Genomic DNA, 25267 nt, shown 5'->3' on the forward strand with positions numbered 1-25267 from the left:
TGTCGCGCAGGGCCGCGCAAGCGGCCACCTGCGGAGGGTGCCTGCATGCTTAATCTGTACCTGTTCCAGATCCTCAACGGCCTTGGGTTAGGGATGATCTACTTCCTGATCGCGGTGGGGCTGACGATCATTTTCGGCCTGCTCAACTTCGTCAACTTCGCCCACGGCGCGTTCTTCCTGCTCGGCGCCTACATTTGCTACACCGCGGTAAGCCTCACCGGCAGCTTCTGGCTGGCGTTGCTGATCGCGCCGTTGGTGGTGGCTGCGTTGGCCTGGGTGATTGAGCGCTTGTTGATCCAGCGTATCTACCACTTGCCGCACATGTTCCAGATTCTGGTGACCCTAGGGATCGCCCTGATCATCCAGGAAGCCAGCGTGATGATCTGGGGCCCGGTGGGCAAAAGCGTCGCCGTGCCGGAACTGTTGCGCGGCGTGCTGGTGGTGGGTGATTTCGTCTACCCCTACTACCGCCTGTTCCTCATCATGTTTTCCGGGCTGGTGGGCCTGGGCCTGTGGCTGCTGCTGGAGCGCACGCGCTTCGGTGCCCTGGTGCGCGCCGGCAGTGAAAGCACCGAAACCGTGTCGCTACTGGGCACCAATATTTTCCGCCTGTTCTCCATGACCTTCGCCCTCGGCGTCGCCCTGGCCGGTGTCGCCGGGGTGTTGTTCGCGCCCTTGCGCGGCGCCCAGCCCTTCGTCGGCCCGGAGATTCTCGGCATCGCCTTCGTGGTGGTGGTGATCGGCGGCATGGGCTCGTTCAGCGGTGCGCTGGTCGGCGGTTTGCTGGTGGGCGTGGTGCAAAGCCTGATGACCACACTCTGGCCCCAGGGTGCGAGCCTGATGATCTACGGCGCCATGGCCGTGGTGATCCTGGTACGCCCTTACGGCCTGTTCGGGAGAGCCTGACATGAGCGAGAAAAACTCCCTGCCGTTTGCCAAGACCCAATCCAGAGCCATGTTGCTGTGGGTGCTGGCCGTGCTGATCGGCCTGCCGCTGGTGTTGCCCTCGGCGACCCTGGCCACCGAGATACTGATCTTTGCCATGGCTGCCCTGGCCTGCAACCTACTGCTGGGCTATACCGGGCTGCTGTCCTTCGGCCAAGGCATCTTCTTTGGTGCCGGAGCTTATTGTGCGGCGCTGTTGATGATCCACCTGCAACTGGGCCTGTTCATGGCGTTGCTGGGCGCGGCGCTGGCCGGTGGCGTGCTGGCTTTTCTGGTTGGTGCCCTGGCGATTCGGCGCACGGGCATTTACTTCGTGATGCTCACGTTGGCGTTCAGCCAGATGGCCTACTTCGTCGCCTACACCCTGAGCGACTGGACCGGCGGCGACAACGGCCTGCTCAGCGTGCCACGCCCGGAAATTCGTGTGGGTGACACCGTGCTGCTGTCCCTGGCCGATGCCCGCGCCTTCTACGGTTTTGTCGCGGTGCTGTTCCTGCTGATTTTCATCGGCGCACGCCGGGTGATCGCCTCGCCGTTCGGCAGCACGCTGATGGCGATACGCGAAAATGAAACCCGCGCCTCGGCCATCGGCTACGACACGCGTCACTTCAAGATCCTGGTGTTCGTGCTGTCCGGCGCGGTCACCGGGATTGCCGGGGCGCTGTACGCCATGCTGTTGCACTTTGTGCCGCTGTCGAATATCGACCTGGCGATGTCCGAGAACATCCTGATCATGACCATCGTCGGCGGCACCGGCTCGCTGTTCGGCTCATTGCTGGGCGCCGGTTCCATCGTGCTGCTGGGCGACTTTCTCTCCGATCTGTGGCCGCGCTGGCTGATGCTGCTGGGGGTGATCCTGATCCTGGTGGTGATCTTCATGCGCGGCGGTTTGTGGGGCGGCTTGGCGTCGCTGTTCGAAAAGCTGCGCGGCACGCGCAAACCCGCAGTCGTCGCCAAGGAGGACGGGCTATGAGTATCTTGCTGGAAACCCAGAACCTGGAGCTGGCCTACGGCGCGTTCCATGCGGTCAATGGCGTCAACCTCAAGGTCGAAGCCGGCACCATCCACACCATCATCGGCCCCAATGGCGCCGGCAAGACTAGCCTGTTTCATTGCCTGACGGGCGAACGCCAGGCCACCGCCGGAGCGATCCATTTCGACGGCAAGAACCTGATGCGCAAGCCCGCCCACGGCCGCGTCGGCCTGGGCATGGCGCGTTCGTTCCAGCTCACCAGCCTGTTCCAGAACCTCAGCGTGCGCGAAAACCTGCGCCTGGCCGCCCAGGGCCGCGATGGCTCGCGTGCCTTGAACTTCTGGCGTCGGGTGGACAGCCAGCGCGAACACCTGGAGATGGCCGACCAGGTGCTGGAACGCCTGCAACTCACGGCCCGCGCCGACACCCTGGCCGGTGAGTTGTCCCACGGCCAGCAACGGGTGCTGGAGGTGGGCATGTCGATCTGCTCCAAACCCAAACTGTTGATGCTCGACGAGCCCACCTCGGGCATGGGCATCGACGATATCCCGATCATGACCCAACTGATCAGCGACCTTGGCCGCGACCATACTGTGCTGTTGATCGAACACAACATGAGCATCGTCATGTCCATCAGCCAACGCATCACGGTGATGAGCCATGGGCAGATTCTGGTGGAAGGCACGCCGGCGTTCGTGCGCGCCGATGAACGTGTGCGTACTGCCTATCTTGGGGAGGCTGCCTGATGCTGATCGTCGAGAATATCCATTCCTACTACGACAAGAGCCATGTGCTGGAGGGCGTGTCGCTGAGCGTCAATCCTGGCGAACTGGTGACCCTGCTGGGCCGTAACGGTGCCGGCAAGACCACCACCCTGCGTAGCATCCTCGGCATCATCTGCCCGCGCCAGGGCCAGATCCACTTCAACGGCCAGGCGTTGGTGGGGCAGAAGATTTTCGAAATTGCGCGCCAGGGCTTGGCGCTGGTGCCGGAAAACCGCGGGATTTTCCGCCTGCTGACGGTGGAAGAAAACCTGCGCATCGCCGCCCGCAAACACAGCCGCTGGCAACTGGAAGACGTGTACGCCATGTTCCCGCGCCTCAAGGAGCGGCGCAAAAACGCCGGCCATGCGTTGTCCGGCGGCGAACAACAGATGCTCGCCATCGCCCGCGCCCTGCTGAACGACCCCAAGCTGCTGATCCTCGACGAACCCACTGAAGGCCTGGCCCCGGTGATCGTTGACGAGCTGGTGAAGATCCTGCGCAAGGTCAAGGACGAGGGCCTGCCGGTGTTGCTGGTGGAACAGAACCTGATGGTCTGCGACAAGCTCGCCGACCGCCATTACGTGCTCGAACAGGGCCGCGTGGTGTACGAGGGCAGCGCCGCTGACTTCCGCGCCGACCCGACGATCAAAAACCGATACCTGGCCTTGAGTGCCTGAGTGGAGATTCCTGATGAATAGTCTTGCGCAACCGCTCCAGAGCAATGCCCCGCTGATCAACCGCGACCGCTTGTGGCAGTCGCTGATGGACCTGGCCCAACTCGGCGCCACGGCCAAGGGCGGCGTGTGTCGCCTGGCCCTCACCGACCTGGACCGCCAGGCCCGCGACCTGTTCGTGCAGTGGTGCGAGGCCGCCGGGTGCAGCATCAGTGTGGATGCCATCGGCAATATCTTCGCCCGCCGTCCTGGCCGCAACCCCGCCCTGCCCCCGGTCATGACCGGCAGCCATATCGACACCCAGCCCACCGGCGGCAAGTTCGACGGTTGCTACGGGGTAATGGCCGGGCTGGAAGTGATCCGCACGCTCAATGACTTGCAGATCGAAACCCAGGCGCCCATCGAAGTGGTGGTGTGGACCAACGAAGAAGGCTCGCGCTTCCCGCCGTGCATGATGGGCTCCGGGGTATTTGCCGGGAAGTTCGACCTGCAGGACACCCTCGACAAGAGCGACGACCAGGGCCTGTCGGTAGGCAGCGAATTGCAGCGCATCGGCTATGCCGGTTCGCGTGTGGTGCTGGGCCATCCGGTGGGCGCTTATTTCGAAGCGCATATTGAGCAAGGCCCGGTGCTGGAGGACCAGGCCATTACCCTGGGCGTGGTGATGGGCTGCCTGGGCCAGAAGTGGTTCGACCTGACTCTCACCGGCGTAGAGGCGCATGCGGGCCCTACGCCCATGCACCTGCGCAAGGATGCCCTGGTGGGCGCTGCCGAGGTGGTCAGCGCGGTCAACCGTATCGCCCATCAGCATCAGCCTCACGCCTGCGGCACCGTCGGCTGCCTGAACCTGCACCCTGGCTCGCGCAACGTGATCCCCGGCCAGGTGCACATGACCATCGACCTGCGTCACCTGCACGCCGACAAGCTGCAAGCCATGGTCGATGAAGTGCGCGCAGTGATCGAAGACGCGGCCGCCCGCCACGGCTTGACGTTTGACCTGACGCCCACCGCCGACTTCCCGCCGCTGGACTTTCACCCGACCTGTGTCAATGCCGTGCGCGAGGCTGCCCAGGCATTGGGCTTGAGCCATATGGACATTGTCAGCGGTGCCGGGCATGACGCGATCTTCGTCGCTGAACTGGGCCCGGCCGGGATGATCTTTGTGCCGTGCGAAGGCGGCATCAGCCATAACGAAATCGAAAACGCCGCGCCGGATGACCTGGCGGCGGGTTGCGCGGTGTTGCTGCGCGCCATGGTCAAGGCGGCACAGGGGGATGTGGCATGAGTGAGATTGGCCAACTGACAGCGGTGCAACTGTTGCAGCACTTTCGCGACAAGACCTTGTCACCCGTGGAGGTCACCGAAGACGCGTTGCTGCGCATCGAGCGCTATAACCCGGTGGTGAATGCCTACTGCCATGTCGACCCGCAAGGCGCCTTGGACGCTGCGCGGGCGTCGGAACAACGCTGGCTCAAGGGCGAACCCTGCGGGGCGCTGGATGGCGTGCCGGCGTCGATCAAAGACCTAACGCTGACGGTCGGTATGCCCACGCGCAAAGGCTCGCGCACCTCCAGTGCCGAGGGCCCGTGGGACGTGGACGCGCCCTTCTCGGCCTTCATGCGCAAGGCCGGCGCGGTGCTGCTGGGCAAGACCACCACCCCGGAATTCGGCTGGAAAGGCGTCACCGATAACCCGCTGTATGGCATCACCCGCAACCCGTGGGACACGCGCACCACCGCCGGTGGTTCGTCCGGGGGCGCCGCTGCGGCGGCGGCATTGAACCTGGGCGTGCTGCACCAGGGCAGCGACGCCGGTGGCTCGATCCGCATTCCCTGTGCGTTTACCGGCACCTTCGGGATCAAGCCGACTTTCGGCTATGTACCGCAATGGCCGGCCAGTTCCATGACGATTCTGTCGCACCTGGGCCCGATGACGCGCACCGTGGAAGACAGCGTGCTGATGCTGCAAGCCGTGGCGCAGCCGGATGCGCGAGATGGCTTGATCGGCGCGCCAAGGACCAGGCCCTGGCTCGCTCCAGGAACGGACTTGAAGGGGTTGCTCATCGCCTATAGCCCCACGTTCGGCTATGTGAAAGTCGACCGGCAGGTCGCCAGCGTAGTTGCCCAGGCTGTGGAGGGCCTGGTGCAACTGGGCGCCCATGTCGAGCAGATCGACCCCGGTTTCAGCGACCCGCTGGAGGTGTTCAGCGCCCTATGGGCTGCCGGCGCAGCACGCCTGACCGGCACGATGAGCGAGGCGCAAAGGCAACTGCTGGACCCAGGGCTGCTACGCATTGCACAACGGGGCGAGCGCTTGAGCCTGGATGATTTCAACGCAGCCCTGGAAGCCCGGGCGGCGCTGGTCGCACGGATGGCGGCTTTCCATGAGCATTACGATGTGTTGGTGTCACCGATGATGCCGATCACCGCGTTCGAAGCCGGGCACAACGTACCGCCGGGTTCGGGAATGACTGAGTGGATGGAATGGACGCCGTTCACCTACCCGTTCAACCTCACCCAGCAACCGGCGGCGTCAGTGCCCTGCGGGTTGGCGGCAAATGGCTTGCCAGTGGGCTTGCATGTGGTGGGCGCGCGGTTTGCCGATGAGCAGGTACTTAGGGTGTGTCACGCGTATGCACAGGCATTCCCCACAGCGCACTTGCACACACCGAAAATCCCGACCTGAAATACCTACAACTGTGGGAGCTGGCTTGCCTGCGATAGCGCTGGTTCAATCAGCACATTGACCTCTGACACACCGCCGTCGCAGCTTCTACACAATTTTGTAGGTTGTAGCAGCCAACGGTAACCACCATGCGAAGCGAGCCGCTCTTGATCTGCTTTTGATCTTGATCTCAGGCGCCCCGTTAAACCACGCTGGCCGGAATTCGACAGGGATTTGGGGGGTAAACCGGCAGGGATGCCGGTTTAGCCGCCCCGCGCCATGGATGGCGCGTGGCGGCGGCCCCCCAAATCACTGGCGGATTACGGGCACACCGAGCCTAAGCGAGGTGCCGAGTGGTGGGGCAAGAGCGTTTTGCTTACTTTGCCGCTTTTGCAAAGTGAGCCGCCGTCAGGGCGGAACCCTAAGTGGCCGTTACCTAAATAACGGATATGCACGCGCTCTGATCCAACATCCCAGTTGACTGTCAGGCCGTCTTCGCAGGCAAGCCAGCTCCCACATAGGACTGCGGCGCGTCAGGTGGATAAGCGTCGCTGTCAGGCCGCCACGGGAGCAAGCTCCCTCGCCACAGATACAGCGTCGTACCAAAGTTATGTAGATACCTATGCTGCGATAGCGGTGTGTCAGAGGCCAATGGGCTAACTGAACCAGCGATTTCGCAGGCAAGCCAGCTCCCACATGGATCGCATTCCAATCCTGCATCGCTCTACAATGCCCCTATTCATCCCCGGGGGCTTCATGGACATCGAACTGGCACGCACCTTCCTCGAAATCACCCGCTGCGGCAGCCTGGCCGCGGCGGCCGAGAAACTGCACGTCACCCAGACCGCCATCACCGCTCGTGTCAAAAACCTCGAGAACCAGCTCGGCTGCACGCTGTTTGTACGCAACCGTGCCGGTGCGCGGCTGACCGCCGACGGCGAGGCCTTCGTGGTGTACGCCAACCAGTTGCTGCAGACCTGGGAAGCGGCGCGACGCGACCTGCCGTTGCCCGATGGCTATCGCAATGTGCTGCATATCGGCGGAGAGGTCAGCCTGTGCAACCCATTGATGCTCGGCTGGGCCAAGGCGCTGCGCGAGCACATTCCGGGGCACGCGCTGCGCACCGAGGTGCGTGAAGGCGAGTACCTGCTGCGCCAACTGGAGTTGGGTGTGCTCGACGCCGCCTTGGTGTTCCAGCCGCAATACTGGCCGGGCTTGCAGGTGGAGCAGGTGCTGGAAGAAAAACTGATTCTGGTGCAACTGGCGAGCAAACCCTCGCCCTACGTGTATATCGACTGGGGCCAGGGTTTTCGCCAGCAACACGACGCCGCCCTGCCCGACCGTGCGCGTGCCGCGCTGAGTTTCAACCTGGGGCCGCTGGCGTTGCAGTACATTCTGGAAAACGGCGGTGCCGGCTACTTCCGCACACGGGTGGTGCAAAGCTACCTGGACAGCGGCGTGATGCAGCGCGTGCCCAAGGCGCCGGAATTCAGCTTTCCGACCTACCTGGTGTACTCGCGGGCGCGGGATTCGGCGGTGTTGCAGCAAGCCCTGGAACTGCTACGCGCGGTGGTGAAGGCCGAAGGCGACTGGTCGCAACGCTGGGATCCGCTGATTTGAATCACTCTACATCTGCGCACATGCTAGCCTGCTGGTGTTTCCTCTCGCAGCCTTACCGATGAACAAGAAAAAGTCCGTCACCATCAGCGACATTGCCAAACGGGTCGGCATGACCACCATTACGGTGTCCCGGGCCCTGAGCAAACCCGACCTGGTCAAACCCGCCACCCTGGCGCGCATTCTTGAAGTGGCTCGCGAGCTCGACTACGTGCCCAACGCCTTCGCCCGTGGGCTCAAGCGCAGTGAAAGCCTGATCCTCGGGGTCATCACCGCATCGGTAGACAACCCGTTCTACAGCGAGATGATCAAGGCCATTTCCCGCGAGGCGAAAAAGCACGGCTACACCATCATGCTGGTGGACACCGATGAACTTGAAGAACTCGAAAGCAAGGCAGTCGATACCCTCCTGGGCTACCGCGTGGCGGGGATCATCCTGTCGCCGGTTTCCGACGAGCCAAGCTACCAGCCCGACTACCTGGAGCGCCTGGGCAACGGCAAGACCCCGGTGGTACTGCTCGATCGCACGATCCACGACAGCCCGTTCAGCCGTGTTGTGCTCGACAACTACCACAGCGGCCTGCAAGCCGCGCACTACCTGTTACGCCAAACCCCGAACCTCAAGCGCCTGCTGGTGCTGACCGGCCCCGAGCACTCGCGCATCAGCGTGGAGCGCCTCAAGGGCCTGCGCGAAGTGCTGGCCGAGCACCCCGACATTCAGGTCGAGGTGCAGGCGGGCGACTACACGCTGATGCCGGCTTATTTACATACTCTCGACTACCTGGCCGCACACTCGGCGCCGGATGCGATCATGGGCTTCAACCAGTTGATCACCCTGGGCGCCCTGCGCGCCTTGCGCATGCACAACATCGCCCATGACAGCCTGACCATCTGTGGCATCGACCGCCTGCCCTTCGCCGATATCTTCGGCGTGCCCATCGCTTGCGTAGCCCATGATGCATCCCTGGCCGGCAGCAGTGCCGTGCGCCTGCTACTTGACCGCCTGCAAAACCCGCACAAGCCACGGGACAAAGTGGTCATCGCCGGGCAGTTGGAAAACGGCTAGCGGCTGGTGTAGCCGCCGTCCACCGGCAGGCTGACGCCACTGATCATGCTCGCCGCGTCGCTAAGCAAAAACAGCACCGGTAGCGCCACTTCCGCCGGTTGCGCAAAACGCCCCAAAGGAATCGCTGCCAGCGCCGGGTCGCGCTTGGCCGGGTCGGACCAGGCCATGGCCGCCATCGGCGTCAAGGTCACGGTGGGGTTGACGCTGTTGACGCGTATGCGAAAACGGCCCCACTCGGCGCATTGCACGCGGGTGATCGCATCCAGTGCAGCCTTGGAGGCGCAGTAGCTCAGGTGATCGTCCAGCGCCACCAACGACGCCTGACTGGAGACGTTGACGATGCTGCCCGCCATGTTCGCTTCGATCATCTTTGCCGCGACCCGGCTGGCCACTTGCGCAGCGGCGCGGGCGTTGACGCTCATCACCTGGTCGAAGGCGCTGGCGCTGATGGCCGCGGCAGGCTCCAGGCGTGAGATACCGGCGCAGTTGACCAGACCGTGCAGAGGCGGCAAATCTTGCAGGGTTTTGTCGAGGGCGACGCTGTCAGCGATATCTACGCACAGGGTGTGGCACCCCAATGCAGCCAACGCCTGGGCATCGCGACCGAGAGCGAAGACTTCAGCGCCGCTGGCGATCAGTTGCTGGGCAATTTCGCGACCGATGCCGCTGCTGGCACCAGTGACGAGGATGCGCTGGTGCGAGAAGTCGAAGGTGGTAGTCATAAATAAAGATCTCAAAACCAATGAAGACCCACTGTGGGAGCTGGCTTGCCTGCGATAGCGGTGTATCAGCTCCCGATAAGGAGACTGACACTCCGCTATCGCAGGCAAGCCAGCTCCCACATTTTTGGACTGTGTTGAATCAGGTGGCTTGCAGGTTGTGCATGACCGGTTTCAGGGCCGGATACAGCTTCAGGTACTCGGCAAACGCCCGGTCATAGGTCATGACATTCTCCCGCTTGGGCTGCGCCCGCAATTGCAACTGCACCCAGCCGGTGTCCATCTGCCCATCACTCACCAGCCCCACCGTATGCGCCGCCAACAACGCCGCGCCCAGGGCTGCTTCTACCTCCTGCACGATGGTGTAGACGGGGTAGCGTGTGACATCGGCGATGATCTGCATCCATAGATCCGAATGGCTGGCCCCACCCACCACGATCAAGCGCGGGTCCAGGGAGTGCGCGCCTTGAGTACCCGCTTCGATATTGTGGCGCAGGGCAAAACTCACGCCCTCCAGCACCGCGCGGTACAGGTGAAAGCGGCTGTGGTAGAGGTTGAGCCCGACAAAACTGCCGCTGGCGCGGTCATCCCACACCGGGCTGCGCTCGCCCATCAAGTAAGGCAAAAACACCACGCCTTCGCTGCCTGCCGGAATCTTCATCGCGCTCTGCTCCAGCAGCGCCAGGCTGTCTTGCCCCGTGGCCTGGGCCTGCTGTTCTTCGGCCTGGCAGAACTGCTCGCGAAACCAGCTGACCGAGGCCCCGGCGGTGATCGCACCGCCGAAGATGTACAGGTCGCGGTGGCCGTTGTAGACGTGGGGCATGCTCACCAAACCGTGACGTGCATCCACCTGCTGGTTCAGATAGCCCCAGCACATGCTGGTGCCGATCATCGCCACATGATTGCCTGGCTGAGTGACACCCGCCGCCAGGGTCGCCATGGCCGCGTCCACGCCCCCAGCGAGGATCGGCGTGCCCGCCTGCAAGCCCAGGCGGGCAGCCCAGTCTGCAAGCAAACCACCCACCACCTCGCCGGAATACAGCAACCGCTGGGGCATCATCGACTGCGCGATACCCAACGCCTCCAGCATCTCGCCTGACCAGTTGCGCGCCGCCACGTCGTAGACACCACCGATATTCCCGGCGCTGCTGTGGTCCACCGCCAACTCGCCGGTCAGGCACCAATTGATGTAGCTGTTGGGCGGCAACAGGTAACGGGTATCCGCCCACACCTGAGGCTGGTGCTGCTTGAGCCAGAGCATCTTGGTGAAGCCGTAGTAGCTGTCCACCGAGTTGCCGGTGATGGCGAACAAGCGCTCCAGGTCCACATGCTCACGCACCCAGGCCACCTGCTCGCCGGCGCGGCGGTCCATCCAGATCAGGCACGGGTGCAGCGGCGTCATCTGCGCATCCACGGCAATGCCCGAACCACCGTACAAACTGCTGATGCACAGCGCCTTGACCAGCGGCGCCGGCACCCCGGCCTTGGCCATGCACTGGGCCACGCAAGTTTCGACAGCATCCAGCCACACCTGCGGCCACTGCTCGGCCCAGCGCACTTTCGGGGTGTCCACCCGGTAGCCGTGGCTGTGCTGGGCGATGATCGTGCCTTGGGCATCCACCAGCAGCGCCTTGGTGCTCTGGGTGCCAATGTCTACACCGATGACGTAGTCCATCTCAGAGCACCGGCTTCAACAGCACCTTGATCGACTTGGTCGAATTGGCCAGTTCAAACGCCTCGGCCCAGTCGTCCAGCGGGAAATCATGGGTGACGATGCCTTGGGAGGTGACCAGGCCACGCTCGAACAGGTCGATGGCGATGGGGTAGCAATACGGGCCCAGGTGCGCGCCGCGCACGTCGAGTTCCTTGCGGTCGCCGATGATCGACCAGTCCACACTGGTCTCGGCGCCAAACACGCTGAACTCGACAAAGCGCCCGAGCTTGCGGATCAGGTCCAGGCCCTGGGTGACGCCGGCCGGTACGCCGGTGGTTTCGATATAGACGTCACAGCCGTAGTTGTCCGTCAGCCCGTTGATGATCTCGCGAGCGTTGTCACGGGCGGGGTTGATCACCACATCGGCGCCGAACTTTTTCGCCAGTTCCAGGCGCTCGTCGACCATGTCGATCACCACCAGTTTTTTCGGGGTCTTCAGCGCGGCGACCTGGACCATGCACAGGCCAAGGGTACCCGCGCCGGCAATCACCACCACGTCGTCGAGCTGGATATCGCCACGGTTGACGGTATGGATCGAGCAGGCCATCGGCTCCACCAGCGCCGAGTCTTCCAGGGACACCGATTCGGGGATCTTGTGCACGATGGCGGTCTTGGGAATGCGCATGTACTGGGCCATGCCGCCTTCGGCCACTTCGCGCTGGAAGCCGAAGATGTTGTGCACTTCGCACATCCAGTATTTGCCTGATTTGCAGAAGCGGCATTTGCCACACGGCACGATCTGTTCGGCGATGACCTTGTCACCGACCTTGACCTCAAAGTGCTCCTCGGCGCCCTCGCCGGCTTCGACCACGTAGCCGAAAAATTCGTGGCCCGGTACTACCGGCGCCTTGACCCAGGGGTTGTCGCCGCCCCAGAACATCGCCGCGCCCGAGTGGCACTTGCAGTCACTGGCGCAGATGCCGCAGGCGGCGATACGGATCACCAGCTCATTGGTACGCGCCTGGGGTTTGCCGATGCGCTCCAGGCGGTAGTCTTTCGGGCCGTGGCAGACGACGGCTTGCATGTGAGTGTGCTTGTCCATGTGTTCGGTCCTGTGTAGTGAAGTATTAACGATGGCGCTGACGGCTGATGAAAATCGCCAGCAAGATGATCCCGCCCTTGATCACGCTCTGGACGTAGGGCGACACGCCAAGCATGTTCAAACCGTTGTTCAACACGCCCAGCAGCATGGCGCCGAGCAAGGTGCCGATGATCACTCCGCGGCCGCCGGCAATCGACGCACCACCCAGTACCACGGCGGCAATCGCATCCAGCTCGAACGACACGCCGGCATTCGGCTGGCCGCTCATCAAGCGCGAGGTGAGCACCAGCCCGGCAATCGCGGCGGTGAAGCCGCTGATGCCATACACCAGCAGCTTGAAACGCGCCGCTCGCACCCCGGACAAGCGCACCGCTTCTTCATTGCCGCCGATGGCGTAGATGTAGCGGCCGATGCGGGTGTGTTGCAGCAGCACATAGGCCGCCAGGTAGGTGATCAGCATGATCAGGATCGGCACCTGCAGGCCAAACACACTGGCGCGACCGAAGAATGCGAACCACTCTGGCAAGCCGGAAATCGGGTAGCCGTCGGTGTACATCAGCCCGAACCCACGGGCGATGCCCATGGTCGCCAGGGTGACGATGATCGGCGGCATATGCAGGTACGCCACGAACAGCCCGTTGCCGATGCCGAAGGCCACGCCCACTAGTAGCCCGACGCCAATCGCCAGGCCCGGCGGCAACCCGGCGACCATCAGCCCGGCGGTCAAGGTGCCGGACAACGCCATCACCGGCCCCACCGACAAGTCGATACCGCCGGTGAGAATCACGCAGGTCATGCCCACCGCGATGATGGCGTTGATCGACACCTGGCGGGCGATGTTGGAGAGGTTGCTGGCGGTGAGGAAGGTGTCGCTGGCGAGGATCATCACCAGGGTCACCACCACCAGCCCGACAAAGGGATAAAACGCCGGCGAACGCAGCAGCCGCGCCAGGTTCAGGCGCAACCGGCCGGTGCCGGCGGTGTTAATGGACGTATTCACTTGAGCCCCCTGTTGCATGGCGCATGACCTCTTGAGGATTGACGGCGGACGCTTCCAGTACTTTGACGATGGCGCCCTTGTGGAACACGGCGACGCGGTCGCACATGCCGATGACTTCGGGCAGCTCGGAGGAAATCATGATGATCGCGTAGCCCTGTTCGGTGAGGCTGCGCATCAACGCGTAGATCTGCGCCTTGGCCCCCACATCGATGCCGCGTGTCGGTTCGTCGAACACCAGCACGTCGCAGTGGTGGTTGATCCAGCGGGCGATCACGACTTTTTGCTGGTTGCCGCCGCTGAGGTTCACCACAAGGCTTTCGCCACTGGGCGCCTTGATCGACAGCTGGCGCATCAGCGCTTCGACGCTGGCGCACTCGCGGGCCTTGTCGATCAGGCCCGAGGCGTGCTGATACTTGGGCAAATTGTTCAGGGAGATATTTTCGCGAATGCTGAAGGCGGTGATCAGCCCTTCGCTCTTGCGGCTTTCGGGGAGCAGGCCGATGCCGTGGGCCAGGGCTTGAGCCGGGTCATCGAGGCTGACTTTTTCCCCGCGCAGCCACACGTCTTTGCTCATCGTGGGCAGCGCGCCCATCATGCCCAGGGCCAGCTCGGTGCGGCCCGAGCCCACCAGGCCGGCGAAGCCCAGGATCTCGCCTTTGTGCAAATTGAAACGGTTGTGGGGGCCGTTGCGCACCAGCTGGATATCCTTGACCTCCAGCAGCAAGGGGCCGCGTTCGCTGCTGGGTTTGGGCGGGAAACTGCATTCCAGTCGGCGGCCGACCATCATCTCGACCAAGTGATCGATATCGCTGTCGGCCACTTCGGTAACGCCTGCATTGCTGCCGTCGCGCAGGACGCTGATGCGGTCGCAGACCTGGAAAATCTCTTCCAGATGGTGCGAGATAAAAATCACCGCCACGCCTTGGCGCTTGAGTTCGCGCATGATGTCGAACAGCAACTCGGCCTCACTGGGAGTCAGTGTCGCGGTCGGCTCATCGAGCACCAGCAGGCGTGCATCCAGGGCCAGGGCCTTGGCGATTTCGACAAACTGCTGCTCGGCCACGCTCAGGTGCTTGACCGCGCAGTGCAGGTCAATGCTGACCCCGAGGCGCTGGAACAACGCCTGCGCGGCCTCGGCCATTTCGCGTTTGCGCAACAGGCCGAAGCGGTTGCTCAGCTCATGGCCAAGGAAGATATTTTCTACCGCCGTGAGGTAGGGAATCAGGCTGAATTCCTGGAACACAATGCCAATCCCGGCGGCAATCGCATCCCGATAGGTCGCAAATTGTCGGGCCTGCCCATCGATAAGGATCTGCCCTTCGTCCTGGTGCTCGACCCCGCCCAGAATCTTCATCAGGGTGGATTTGCCCGCGCCATTTTCCCCGAGCAAGGCGTGGATTTCGCCGCGCTCCACTTGCAGGTTGATGGCCTTGAGGGCCTGCACCCCAGGGTAACGCTTACAGATGTTTTCCAGCTTCAGAAGACTGCTCATACCGCCGACCTCGCACTCAGAAGGAAGACCTGGGCCCCACGAACTACGCGGGGCCTGGGGGGTTTACCAGCTGAAGTCCTTGGCCTTGGCCTGGTCGATCAGGGTGATGTCCACCGGCACGCTGGCCGGTACTTGGGCGCCCCACTTCTTGGCCAGGGCAATGCCCAGGGCGAGGCGGATCTGGTCGCGGGGGTATTGGGCCGAGGTGGCGATGAAATGGCTGCCGGGTTTCTGGATCGCCTTGATCGCTTCCGGCGCACCGTCGACGCTGACCAGCTTCACGTCCATACCGCTGGCTTCGATGGCCGACAGCGCGCCGAGGGAGCCATTGTCATTCACGCTGAAAATGCCCTTGAGGGTAGGCTGGGCCTGCAACATGTTTTCGGTGACGGTCAGGGCCTGATCGCGTTCCTGTTTGCCGTTCTGGATGCTGACAATCTTGATGTCCGGGTGCTTGGCCACCGCCTCTTTGCAGCCGCGCACACGTTCGAGGATCGGCACCACGGCGATGCCGTCAAGGATAGCGATATTGCCTTTGTCACCGATGGTTTTAGCCAGGTACTCACAGGCCTGGAAACCAGCGTCGAAGTTCTTCGAGCCCACGAACGAATCCAACGGGCCATCTGCCTGGGCATCCACCGCCACCACTACGACGCCGGCAGCATGGGCCGACTTGACGGCCGATTGCACGCCGACGGAGTCAGTGGGGTTGATCAACAGGATGTCGATGCCCTTTTGCAGCATGTCTTCGACATCACTGACCTGCTTGGACACGTCGTGGCGGGCGTCAGTGATGATCAACTTGGCACCGATGGTCGCGCCGGCTTCTTCCAGGGCGTTTTTCATGGTGACGAAATAGGGGTTGTTGATTTCCTGGAACGAGGCGCCGATGCGGATGGGCTTGGCGGCGTCGGCAAACGCGGGGGTCGCGCTGCCCAGGGTGATGCTGGCAGCCAGTAAACACAGGGTTTTTGGGAGCATTTTCATGGCGTGGGTCTCTGTTTTGTTTTTATTTTTAGAGCAAATGTTATCGTTAACATTTTGCCAGAAGCTAACAATTAATTCAGACCTGTGCAAGTCTCCACTGGTCGGCCTCGGGCAAAAATATGTGAGCTGGCTTGCCTGCGATAGCGCAGTGTCAGTCTACTGATCTGGCCCTGATACACCGCCATCGCAGGCAAGCCAGCTCCCACAGGGCGATGAGGTGGTCAGTAAAAACTCGCACATCCGCTTACGCCAACTAAGCTCAGCCTCAAATAAAAACACAGCGAGCAGCCGGCCATGCCCCACCCGACCGAGACTTTCCGCGACCGTTACCGCGCAAGCGTCAACCCGCGTTACAACCCCTGGCTGCACGCCGCATTCGTGCTTGGCTACGGCATCGCCTGCATCACGCTGGCCTGGTCCTCCACCGCCGATATCACCGCCCTCCAGTGGCTGACCGTGCCCTTGAGCCTGCTGTTTTTCAACCTGTGTATCTATCTCGTGCACCGCCACCTGGGCCATCACAAACATGCCTTCGCCCGGCTGTTCTACGCACGCCACACTGGCGACCACCACAGCTTCTTCACCCCTGATCACATGACTTACGACAGCCCCCGGGACTGGCGCGTCATCCTGTTTCCAGCCTGGCTGATCGTGCTGCACAGCCTGGCCATCACCCTCCCCGCCTGGTGGCTGCTCAGCCAACTGAGCCCCAACGTTGCCGGGTTGTTTGCAGGCTGCATGATCCTTGGCTACCTGCTCTACGAAGTGTTCCATGCCTGCGAACACCTGCCTGCCGAACACCCGGTGGCACGCCTACCGTGGATTCGCCAGATGCATCGCCTGCACGCCTTGCATCACCGTCGTGAGCTGATGCAGGGACGTAACTTCAACATCGTGCTGCCGTTGATGGACTATCTATTTGGCACTTTGCATTGGGAACCCGCGGTAAAAAAAAGGGGCAGTCCAACTGGACTGCCCCCCGCTTCACACACATAGATCAATCAGCGCACGATAGTCTGGCTGCAGATGTGGCCGAGGCTGACGTATTGGACGGTATTGCCACCCACGCCCACACCAGGGAACTCCCTGAGCTCGATGCGCCAGCCGCCCTCGTTGAACCAGGTTTCCCAGTTGTAGGTCTGGCCCGAGGCGCTGTCCGGGTAGCGCACTTTGTAGTCCCCAGAGCAGGTGCCCAGCGCGACATTCCCCGAGGCCGCGCCGGTGATGCCAGTCTTGGCCTCATAGTCGACCCAGTTGTAAGTGGCGCCAAAATGCTTGTCGATCCGCAGTACAGGAGTGACGCCGCGCAGGGGCTCGCCAGTGCTGTCTGACCACTGGGTGCTCCAGCTCAGATTGCGAGCCGCCTGGGTGGCCAGTTGGAAGATCGAGCTGGGAATCCGCACCACGTTATCGCCGTTCACATTGTGCTGGTTCAGGCGTGGCGCCGAGCCGAGGGTCAGCTTGTATTGAGCCTGAGGGTTCAATGCCACCGCCGGGTTGGCCCGCACGCGCACCTTGACCGTGTAGCCCGGCGTCAGGTTGGGATAGGTAGAAGTAGAGCCCTGCGGGACTTCCACCCACTGGGTGCCATCGAACCGTTCGAAGATCCACTGGTTACGCGTGCCCGCACCGTCATCGCCCAGGAACATGCCCACACCTTGGCCACGCAACGAGACGAAGGAGAAGTAATCCACGTCATTGACGCTGTCGAGGTTACCGGTCACCTGGTTCAAGGCATCCGGCAGCGCGAACGCGGTTTGCTCAGTGTCGTTGGGCTCGTAGGCATCAATATTGCTGTCCACTGCCACACCGAAACTGAACTGCGAGTTGCTCGCGGCATTGGCCACCATGAACCAGTAGTAGTCACCGGCCGGCAACACGCCGTTGAGGTATTCATCGGCACTGCCGGGGTTATCCGAGGTGCCCAACGGCGTCAGGTTGCCTTGGCCGTCGTCATGGAACAGCGTCAACGACATATCCGTGCCGGCACTCTGGTTCAGCAGCTGCACCTGGATTCGCGCGTTTTTCGGCAGGTTGAAGTGGTAAGCGATTTGCGCGCCGGTCTCCACACCGGTGAGAGTGTAAAGCGTGTTGATATCCAAGGTGGGAAACAACGGCGTGAAGGCTGCAACCGCGGCCTGTTTCATGTGCGCCGAGTCAGGTTTTTCCAACTGGCCAACCGGGGAGTCGATCGCCACATTACCGACGGCTGCCTTGCTTTTTTTGACGACGTTGGACTGCCCGGTCTTGGCGGCATTGAGCTTTTGCTTGAGCTCGCCCGAGACGCTGGCCTTTTCCAGCGTACCGCCAGGTTTCAACGCTTTGTCCACGGCCTGCTTGACCGCCTGCGCGCTGAGTTTTGCCGGGGTTTGCTCGGCCAGGGCAAAGGCCGAAACGAAGCAAGAGGCCGCCATGGCCGCGCCCAGAATGAAGGCTTTTTTCGATTTCATTTTTTATCCATCCATAGTTAAAAAATTGAAGCTCAGGTAACCGGTGACATCCGGTCACCTGGGATGGACTGTAGGACAAGACTGTATGCATGTACAGTATTTTTTAAAAAATCTGTGGGAGTATTACCCGTCGAGTCGTAGGGAAAAATTAACTCAGCTGTAGCCTCCTAGTAGCCCGTCATCTCCAAATACCCCACCCCACCCTCAAACCGCACCGGCCCTTCCCAATACGGAATACCTAGGTCCATCCACGCCTTCGGGTTGACGGCTTCGGTGGTGATGTCCAGCTGTTTGCCGGGAATTTTCAGCGACCAGCGTGTGGGAATGTTGCGCCCGTCGATGGCCGTAGTGGTCAGCGGTGTGAGTTGGATATCGTTGTTGTGCAAGGTCTGGGTGTGGCCCTGGGCGTCGATCCAGGTGCCGGTGAGGTAACCGTCGCTGTCTTTCTCCCGCACGCGAAACAGCATCAGTTGCGCGCCGCGGTCCAGGTGCAGGGAGAACCAGTCCCAGCCGGTCTGGCTGGCGGCCAGGGGTTGGCTGCTCCACTCGCGGTCGAGCCAGGCTGGGCCGCTGACCTGGTAGGTATGGCCGTCGAGGCTGACGCTGCCGTTGGCAGTGAAAAACGGCTGGCTGTAGTAGTACGACGCCTGGCCCTGGTCGGATTTGCGGCTGTAGCCATGGTCGCCTTGCAGCACCAGCGGGCGGCTGGAGGTCAGGTGCAGATCGTAGGCAAATTGCGCGCCACTGGCCTTGAGTTGCATGTCGGCCAAGGGGCTGGCGGTGCCGGGGCGGCTGGCGAAGTTCCAGTCGTCGATCCAGGCGTTGAACGGCTCTGCCTGGGCCCCGGCTTGCCCCACGCCACCCCGGGCCAGGCGTTCGGCGGCGTAGTGCCGGGTGGCCGAGGTGACGGCGGCGTGGCCGAGCCACACGGTTGAATCGCGCCAGCCCGGTTGGACGGGACCGGCCTTCAATGCGTTGCGAAACAGCGTCCATTGCACGCCGAAGACATTGCCCTGGGCATCCTTGAGGTTGGCCGTGACGTACCACCATTCGATACGAAAGCCGTCATGGGGCCCGTGGTCCTCGGGAAAACTGAAGACTTTGCCGGGCACCACCTGGGCAAAGTCCGCGGCATCGCTGCCCAGCCCGGCGAAACTGTCCTCGGGTGCGGGCGCCTGGTCGCAGCCGCTCAGCAGTAACCAGGCGATGCACGCCAATGCCTTAATCTTCATGGGCGAACGTCCTCAACAAATCCGCCGGGCGGCTGCGGTACAGCTGCCAGAGGGGCCAGGCCGACGCGAGCAAGGTGGCAAGCATCGCCAGCCCCAGCAATTGCGCAAGCTGCCCGGGGAATACTTGCAACGGCAGGCGCCAGCCGAAGGCCTGCACGTTGATCACCGCATCCAGGCACCACGCCAGCAACAGCCCCAGCGGCAACGCCAGGATCAATGTGAGTACCGCCAGCAGCCAGGTCTGGCCGAGGTTGAGCAGCATCAATTGTCGGCGCGTCACGCCCAGCGCCCACAACGGCGCGAGTTGGCCGAGGCGGCTTTGGCTCTGGGTCAGCAAGCTGATGAACAATGCCACGCCGGCGACGCCAAGGGTCAGGCTGTTCAACGCCGCGGTGGCGGCGAAGGTGCGTTCGAAGACCTGGCTGGACCACCCCTTGAGTTGCTGTTGATCGACGATGCGGCTGTCTTCCAGGGCGAACTCACGCTGCACTTCACGGATCAGCGGCGGCACGTCGGCGGGCGCCACCCGCAGGTTGAAGCGCGCCGGTGAGAGCGTCGGCCAATGCGCCAACAGGTGCTGGACATTGACCAGCAGATGGCCCTTGGGGTTGCCGTAGTCGGCATAAATGCCGACGATCTTCGGCGCCCAGGTGCCCTGCGGAGTGGGGATGGACACCGTGTCGCCCAGTTGCACCTTCAGGCGTCGCGCCAGTTGTTCGCTGAGCATCAGGCTGTCGTCTTGCAGCAAGCGGTCCCAGGGCGCGTCCACCGCCTCCAGCAGCGGCCAGTGTTGACGATAAGTGGGGTTGTCGACCACGCCGAACACCTCCGCGGGCCAGCCTTGCAGTTGCACCGCCACCTGCCAGGCGGGCAGTACGGCCTGCACCAGGGGCTGACGGGTCAACCACGTTTTCAGTTGCTCGGCCTGCTGCGGATTTTGCGGGTTGAGGTACAGCTCGGCAGTGAGGCGTTGCTCCAGCCAATGGGTGAAGGTCTGGCGAAAGCCCGAGGTCATGGAGCCGGCGCCGATATTCGCCGCCAGGGCCAACAGCAACGCCATCAGCGCCAGGCTCAAGGCCGGCAGTTGCTGGCGGCAATCGGCCAGGAACCACTGGCCCAGCACCGAGCGGCTGCGCCCCAGCACCGCTTTCAATAACCCGTTGAGCAGCACCGGTAACGCCAACGCCGCGCCCAACAGCAAGGCCGCCATCAGCACAAACCCGGCGGCCAGGCTATCGCCCAGCCACAGTGCCAGCAACGCGATCAGCAAGGCGGCGGATGCCACCCAGCCCTGGCGCCGCAGCCAGCGGCCATGGGCTTGATGCCAGGCTTGGGCGTTGGCCAGCGCGAGTAACGGCAAACGCGCTGCGCGCCACAGGCTGCTGGCTCCGGCGAGCAACGCGCCGAGCAGGCTCACGCCCAGGCCGGCCAGCCACCACCAGGGGCTCAAGTTCAATTGGCCAGCGACTTCGGCGCCGTACAGGCCACGCAAACTGGCGGCGACATCCGGCAGCAACAGGCTGGCCAGCAGGTAGCCGCTGGCGATACCGAGCACACCGCTCAACACCGCCAAAGCGCCCAATTCGACGCCCAGGCTCAGGATCAACATGCGTGCGCTGACCCCACAGGCGCGCAAGGTTCGCAGCAGGCCGCGGCGCTGTTCCAGGGCCAGGCCGATGGCCGCATGCACGATAAACAGCCCCACCACAAAGGATAAAAAACCCACCGCATCCAGGTTCAGGTGAAAGCTTTCGGTGAGGCGTGACAGGTTGCTGTCCTCGCCCTGCTTGAGTTGCAGCGCGGCGGGTGGCGTGGGGTGGTGGGCGGCGAAGGTGTTGTCCAACAGTAGGCGCGACAGGCGCCCAGGCATGTTGAGCAGGGGTTGGGCAAAGCCGATATCGGTCAGCAGCAGGCCGGGCGCCATATCGGCCTGTACCTGCAACGGTGGCAGGCGTTGCCCGGTGGACGTCAGCGGCTGCTCGCCCGCCTGCAACCCCAGCGCCTCTAACGTTTGCGCAGCGACCCAGGTACGCCCCGGCGGCTCGAAGAACGCCAGCATTTGCGCCTGGCTCAAGCGTTGCCCCGCCACGCTGCCGCTGCCGGGCAACGACACAGGGTCGATGCCCATCAATTGCAGACGCTGTTGCTCATGTCCCTTGAGCACCACCCGCCCCTGCACCACCGGGGATACCGGCCAGCCGGCGCGGCGCAGCTCGGCAAACAGTGCCTGGGGGAAACTGGCGGCGTCCGGCGCAACCAGGCTGGCTTGGGGTTCGCCACCGATCAATTGGCTGGCGCGTGCGTAGCTGTCCCGCGCCTGGCTGTTGAGGGCCTGCACGCCGGTCAGTAGCGCGGTGGCCAGCCACAAGCCGGTGAGCACGCTGAAAAATTGCACCGGATGGCGCCGCCAGTGGCTCAGCAATGCGCGTAGCGTCCAGTAAAACAGCGCCATTTCAGCGCGCGTCCATTGGCACGACACGGCCACGGTGCAGCACCACTTGCCGGTCAAGCCGTGCGGCCAGGCGCGGGCTGTGGGTGACCATCAGCAGGCTGGTGGGGCTGTCCCGCAGCAGGTCCAACAGCAGTTGCAGCACTTCATCGCTGGTGGCTTCGTCGAGGTTGCCGGTGGGCTCATCGGCCAGCAACAAACCCGGTCGCGAGGCCAGCGCCCGCCCGACGGCAACCCGTTGCTGCTGGCCACCGGAGAGTTGCTCGGGGTAACGCCGGAGCAAGTCGCCCAGTCCCAGGCGCTCCACCAATTGCGCTTGCCAGTACGGGTCGAAACGCCCCGCCAGCCGCGCCTGGAACGCCAGGTTGTCTTCCACGCGCAAGCTGCCGATGAGGTTGAACTGCTGGAAGACCAGACCGATTTGCGTGCGGCGCCAATGGGCCAGTTGCCCTTCGTTGAGTTGGTCGAGGCGCTGCTCGCCGATGCGGATGCTGCCGGCGTCCACTCGGTCCAGCCCGGCTACCAGGTGCAGCAAGGTGCTTTTGCCACTGCCCGATTCGCCCATCAGCGCCAGGCTGCTGCGCTCACCCAGGTGCAGGTCGACGCCGGCCAGGACGGTCAGCGGGCCTTGCGGGGTCGCGTAGTTTTTAACAACACCTTGCACCTGCAACATAAGAACGCTCATCTGAAGGACCAGCAACGAGAATAACGGCTGACGCTCCTGCCCACGCAAATTTTTCACATGGATTTCACCGTCTGCCCATCCACCGAACTTTAAAGTGCCCGCCAACTCGTGGTGACTCACAACTTATTAGTTAATCCAAGTGACACTCCTAACATGCAAGTGTTCAGCAAAAAGACAGCGGCGCTGTGACAGTCTCCTGCCTCACCAAGGGCAACTGCCCAATCGTGCAGCCTTTTTATAAACACAATAAACAGTGCCGAGGATGAACCGCGTGGCAGACATGATCCTGGCCAACCCCCAACCCAAAAGGTCAAGGTTAAAACGCCTGAGAAAATACCGCCTGCACCTGCTTGGCATCAGCGTCACCGCCTTGTTGTTGACGGGCTTTTTATTCTGGCCCAGCTCGCCCCTGGACCTGGGCGTGGGCAATCGCCTGCTGACCTCCGGGGTGCTCGCCAGTTGGCGCGAGGGTGAGCTGGTGGTGCTGGTGCGCCATGAGGAGCGCTGCGACCGCTCGGCCAACCCCTGCTTCGGCCCCGCCGATGGCCTGACCATCAACGGTACTGAACGCGCCGTCGAACTGGGCAAAGCCTTTGATTCATTGGGCATGGCCCTGACCGACGTACTCAGCAGCCCCACCACGCGAACCGCCCAGACGTCACTGTTCATGTTCGGCAAGACCGAACTGTCCCCCGGCCCGCTGGCCATCTGCGGCGACGCCATGGGCGATGAAATCCTCGGCCACAAACAGCCGGGACGCAACCTGATGCTGATCACCCACAGCGCCTGCATGAGCGATTTCCAGACCAGCCTGGGCTTCCCCCACGCAGCCGCCGCCGAGTACGGCAGCGCACTGTTCGTCAGGGTGCTGCCCAACGGCACCTTCAAGGCCATGGGCACCATGAACAGCGAAGAGTGGACCGCCGCACTCAAACAACTTTAATTACACTTGTTTACATATTAAGCCACAACGTGTTCAGCAAAACGACAGCCCTGTTCTGGCATGTTTAGTCGCGCCTGTTAGTTATGTTTTCCTACAACTACTTAGTGACCCTTACGATGCTTCACCCTATTAAGTTAATACCGCCATTGCCCGTATTTGAACGTTATGGAGCGATGTGCGCATGCCCCGCGTAAACCCTCTGGCCTGGCTATTGCTGGGCGTTGCCGTGTTCATCTTGTTGCCCCTGGGCTTTCACGGTTTATGGACGCCAGACGAAACCCGCTACGCCCAGGTCAGCCAGGAAATGCTGATGAGCGGCAACTGGGTGGCGCCGCACTTCATGGGCGTGCGTTATTTCGAGAAGCCCGCCGCCGGCTATTGGCTCATCGCCCTCGGCCAGACGGTGTTCGGTGAAAACCTGTTCGGTGTGCGCATCGCCTCGGTCCTGAGCACAGTCCTGAGCGTGGTGCTGGCCTACCTGCTCGCCCGGCGCGTGTGGAATGACCCGCGCAAGAGCTTTGCCTGCGCGCTGCTCTACCTGAGTTTTGGCCTGGTAGCCGGGCAAGCCGGGTATGCCAACCTCGACCCGCAATTCACCCTGTGGGTGAACCTGAGCCTGGTGGCGTTGTGGTTTGCCCTGGACTGCCGCACGCCACGCGAACGCCTCTGTGCCTGGGCGGTGTTGGGGGTGGCCTGCGCCATGGGGTTCATGACCAAGGGCTTCCTGGCCTGGCTGTTGCCGGTCTTGATCGCCGTACCCTACCTCGTCTGGCAGCGGCGCGTCGGCGAGTTGATGCGCTACGGGCCGTTGGCGGTGCTGGTCGCCGTGCTCGTATGCCTGCCCTGGGCCCTGGCCATCCACTTGCGCGAACCGGATTACTGGCATTTCTTTTTCTGGCATGAGCACATCCGCCGCTTTGCCGCCGACGATGCACAGCATGCACGGCCGCTGTGGTTCTTCCTGCCGATCATGGTGGTGGCGTGCCTGCCGTGGGCTGCCTTGTTACCCGGCACCCTGCTAAAAACCTGGCAGGAAAAGCGCCAGCCGGTGATTGCCTTTCTCGCCCTGTGGCTGTTGCTGCCCCTGGGCTTTTTCAGCCTGAGCAAAGGCAAATTGCCGACCTACATCATGCCGTGCCTGTTGCCCCTGGCCTTGTTGATGGGCCACGGTTTGATCGACCTGATCAAGCAAGGCAAGGCGCGCCCACTGGTCATCAACGGCGCGCTCAATTTCGTGCTCGGCATGACGGCCATGGTGGCGCTGATTTACCTGCAAATCACCCGCCCGCTGTACGGCAATAGCCATGCGCAGATGTTCAACCTGTCCCTGACGTTTATCGTGCTGCTGGGCTGGATCCTCGCCAACCTGCTGCAAGCGGTGCGCCCGTTGACGTTGTGGGCGATGCCCGCCCTGGGCATTGGCTTGCTGGTGGCCCTGCTACCGGCGGGCATGCCGGCCCTGATCGAAGATAACGAGATGCCCGACCAATTCGTGCTGGAACATCTGGACGAACTGCAACCTACCCGTGCTTTGCTAAGCAATGACCTGGGCCTGGCATCGGCCTTGACCTGGCGCCTGCGCCGGCCCGATGTGGCGTTTTATAACACCCAGGGCGAGCTGCGCTACGGCTTGAACTACGAAGACGCGGCACAGCGCAAGGTCACGCCGGACAGCGTCCAGGCCTGGCTGGTCGAGGCACGCCAACACGGGCCGGTCGGCGTGCTGATGCAGGTCAAGAGCACCAGCGAACATCGCGAAGAAGGGCAATTGCCCCCCGGCGGCAAACGCTATCGCAAGGGCAACCTGGTGCTGACGATTTACCCCCAACAACCTTGAATGCAGCGCCTGCC

General features: G+C 62.6%; 21 protein-coding genes. 11 read left to right on the top strand and 10 right to left on the bottom strand.

All coding sequences use genetic code 11. From position 1 onward, the window contains the following. The first annotated feature begins 45 nt into the window (after positions 1 to 45). The 8 genes from AB4P90_RS18235 to AB4P90_RS18270 all read left to right on the top strand — a co-directional run bounded on the left by AB4P90_RS18235 (position 46) and on the right by AB4P90_RS18270 (position 8703). Positions 46 to 906, top strand: coding sequence for a branched-chain amino acid ABC transporter permease (locus AB4P90_RS18235; protein ID WP_014719037.1), 861 nt, complete (start codon positions 46 to 48; stop codon positions 904 to 906). Position 907: 1 nt separating this feature from the next. Continuing rightward, a complete protein-coding gene (locus AB4P90_RS18240) occupies positions 908 to 1918 on the top strand; it encodes a branched-chain amino acid ABC transporter permease (protein ID WP_395605217.1) in 1011 nt (336 codons plus the stop codon). Continuing rightward, positions 1915 to 2664 carry an ABC transporter ATP-binding protein gene (locus AB4P90_RS18245; protein WP_038450629.1) on the top strand — a complete coding sequence of 250 codons (750 nt, stop codon included), beginning with the start codon at positions 1915 to 1917 and terminating at the stop codon, positions 2662 to 2664. The genes AB4P90_RS18240 and AB4P90_RS18245 overlap by 4 nt, the downstream gene beginning before the upstream one ends. Continuing rightward, positions 2664 to 3359, top strand: coding sequence for an ABC transporter ATP-binding protein (locus AB4P90_RS18250; protein ID WP_003192343.1), 696 nt, complete (start codon positions 2664 to 2666; stop codon positions 3357 to 3359). The genes AB4P90_RS18245 and AB4P90_RS18250 overlap by 1 nt, the downstream gene beginning before the upstream one ends. Before the next feature lie 13 nt (positions 3360 to 3372). Then, the gene (locus tag AB4P90_RS18255) at positions 3373 to 4641 is read left to right on the top strand and encodes a Zn-dependent hydrolase (RefSeq protein ID WP_395605218.1); all 1269 of its coding nucleotides are present in this window, start codon (positions 3373 to 3375) and stop codon (positions 4639 to 4641) included. Further along, positions 4638 to 6041 (top strand): amidase, encoded by a 1404-nt coding sequence (locus AB4P90_RS18260; protein ID WP_395605219.1) that lies wholly within the window; start codon positions 4638 to 4640, stop codon positions 6039 to 6041. The genes AB4P90_RS18255 and AB4P90_RS18260 overlap by 4 nt, the downstream gene beginning before the upstream one ends. A 735-nt stretch (positions 6042 to 6776) precedes the next feature. Continuing rightward, positions 6777 to 7640, top strand: coding sequence for a LysR family transcriptional regulator (locus AB4P90_RS18265; protein ID WP_014719042.1), 864 nt, complete (start codon positions 6777 to 6779; stop codon positions 7638 to 7640). Between the two features lie 58 nt (positions 7641 to 7698). Continuing rightward, positions 7699 to 8703: a LacI family DNA-binding transcriptional regulator gene (locus tag AB4P90_RS18270; protein ID WP_122301603.1), complete on the top strand. Its 1005-nt coding sequence runs from the start codon at positions 7699 to 7701 to the stop codon at positions 8701 to 8703. On the opposite strand, the gene AB4P90_RS18275 is transcribed toward AB4P90_RS18270, so the two are convergent. From AB4P90_RS18275 to AB4P90_RS18300, 6 genes are all read right to left on the bottom strand, one after another. After that, positions 8700 to 9425 (bottom strand): SDR family oxidoreductase, encoded by a 726-nt coding sequence (locus AB4P90_RS18275; protein ID WP_014719044.1) that lies wholly within the window; start codon positions 9423 to 9425, stop codon positions 8700 to 8702. The genes AB4P90_RS18270 and AB4P90_RS18275 overlap by 4 nt on opposite strands. Positions 9426 to 9564: 139 nt before the next feature. Then, complete coding sequence (locus AB4P90_RS18280; RefSeq protein WP_395605220.1) at positions 9565 to 11097, bottom strand: FGGY-family carbohydrate kinase; 1533 nt, start codon at positions 11095 to 11097, stop codon at positions 9565 to 9567. Between the two features lies 1 nt (position 11098). Further along, a complete protein-coding gene (locus tag AB4P90_RS18285) occupies positions 11099 to 12178 on the bottom strand; it encodes an erythritol/L-threitol dehydrogenase (RefSeq protein WP_014719046.1) in 1080 nt (359 codons plus the stop codon). Positions 12179 to 12203: 25 nt separating this feature from the next. Next, positions 12204 to 13196, bottom strand: coding sequence for an ABC transporter permease (locus AB4P90_RS18290; protein ID WP_014719047.1), 993 nt, complete (start codon positions 13194 to 13196; stop codon positions 12204 to 12206). After that, positions 13162 to 14670, bottom strand: coding sequence for a sugar ABC transporter ATP-binding protein (locus AB4P90_RS18295; RefSeq protein WP_014719048.1), 1509 nt, complete (start codon positions 14668 to 14670; stop codon positions 13162 to 13164). The genes AB4P90_RS18290 and AB4P90_RS18295 overlap by 35 nt, the downstream gene beginning before the upstream one ends. Before the next feature lie 63 nt (positions 14671 to 14733). Further along, positions 14734 to 15657, bottom strand: a complete 924-nt coding sequence (locus AB4P90_RS18300; protein WP_014719049.1) for a substrate-binding domain-containing protein — start codon at positions 15655 to 15657, stop codon at positions 14734 to 14736. Between the two features lie 294 nt (positions 15658 to 15951). Between AB4P90_RS18300 and AB4P90_RS18305 the strand changes: the two genes are divergently transcribed. Continuing rightward, positions 15952 to 16653: a sterol desaturase family protein gene (locus AB4P90_RS18305; RefSeq protein ID WP_038450634.1), complete on the top strand. Its 702-nt coding sequence runs from the start codon at positions 15952 to 15954 to the stop codon at positions 16651 to 16653. A 5-nt stretch (positions 16654 to 16658) separates the two neighbouring features. Here the strand turns inward: AB4P90_RS18305 and AB4P90_RS18310 are convergent, their stop codons facing one another. The 4 genes from AB4P90_RS18310 to AB4P90_RS18325 all read right to left on the bottom strand — a co-directional run bounded on the left by AB4P90_RS18310 (position 16659) and on the right by AB4P90_RS18325 (position 22461). Beyond that, positions 16659 to 18107: a hypothetical protein gene (locus AB4P90_RS18310; RefSeq protein ID WP_395605221.1), complete on the bottom strand. Its 1449-nt coding sequence runs from the start codon at positions 18105 to 18107 to the stop codon at positions 16659 to 16661. Between the two features lie 167 nt (positions 18108 to 18274). Next, on the bottom strand, positions 18275 to 19339 hold the full coding sequence (locus AB4P90_RS18315; protein WP_168224110.1) for a lipocalin-like domain-containing protein: 1065 nt from the start codon (positions 19337 to 19339) through the stop codon (positions 18275 to 18277). Next, positions 19329 to 21791: an ABC transporter permease gene (locus tag AB4P90_RS18320; protein ID WP_395605222.1), complete on the bottom strand. Its 2463-nt coding sequence runs from the start codon at positions 21789 to 21791 to the stop codon at positions 19329 to 19331. Before AB4P90_RS18320 ends, AB4P90_RS18315 begins: the two co-directional genes overlap by 11 nt. A 1-nt stretch (position 21792) precedes the next feature. Continuing rightward, on the bottom strand, positions 21793 to 22461 hold the full coding sequence (locus AB4P90_RS18325) for an ABC transporter ATP-binding protein (RefSeq protein WP_014719054.1): 669 nt from the start codon (positions 22459 to 22461) through the stop codon (positions 21793 to 21795). A 274-nt stretch (positions 22462 to 22735) separates the two neighbouring features. Here AB4P90_RS18325 and AB4P90_RS18330 point away from each other — a divergent pair, with 274 nt between their 5' ends. Together AB4P90_RS18330 and arnT are read left to right on the top strand one after the other, a co-directional pair. Beyond that, a complete protein-coding gene (locus AB4P90_RS18330; RefSeq protein WP_395605223.1) occupies positions 22736 to 23416 on the top strand; it encodes a histidine phosphatase family protein in 681 nt (226 codons plus the stop codon). Positions 23417 to 23597: 181 nt separating this feature from the next. Beyond that, positions 23598 to 25253, top strand: coding sequence for a lipid IV(A) 4-amino-4-deoxy-L-arabinosyltransferase (gene arnT / locus AB4P90_RS18335; protein WP_395605224.1), 1656 nt, complete (start codon positions 23598 to 23600; stop codon positions 25251 to 25253). Positions 25254 to 25267: the final 14 nt, after the last annotated feature.

The organism is Pseudomonas sp. B16120 (assembly GCF_044218845.1).
Taxonomy (GTDB): Bacteria; Pseudomonadota; Gammaproteobacteria; order Pseudomonadales; family Pseudomonadaceae; genus Aquipseudomonas; species Aquipseudomonas paracarnis.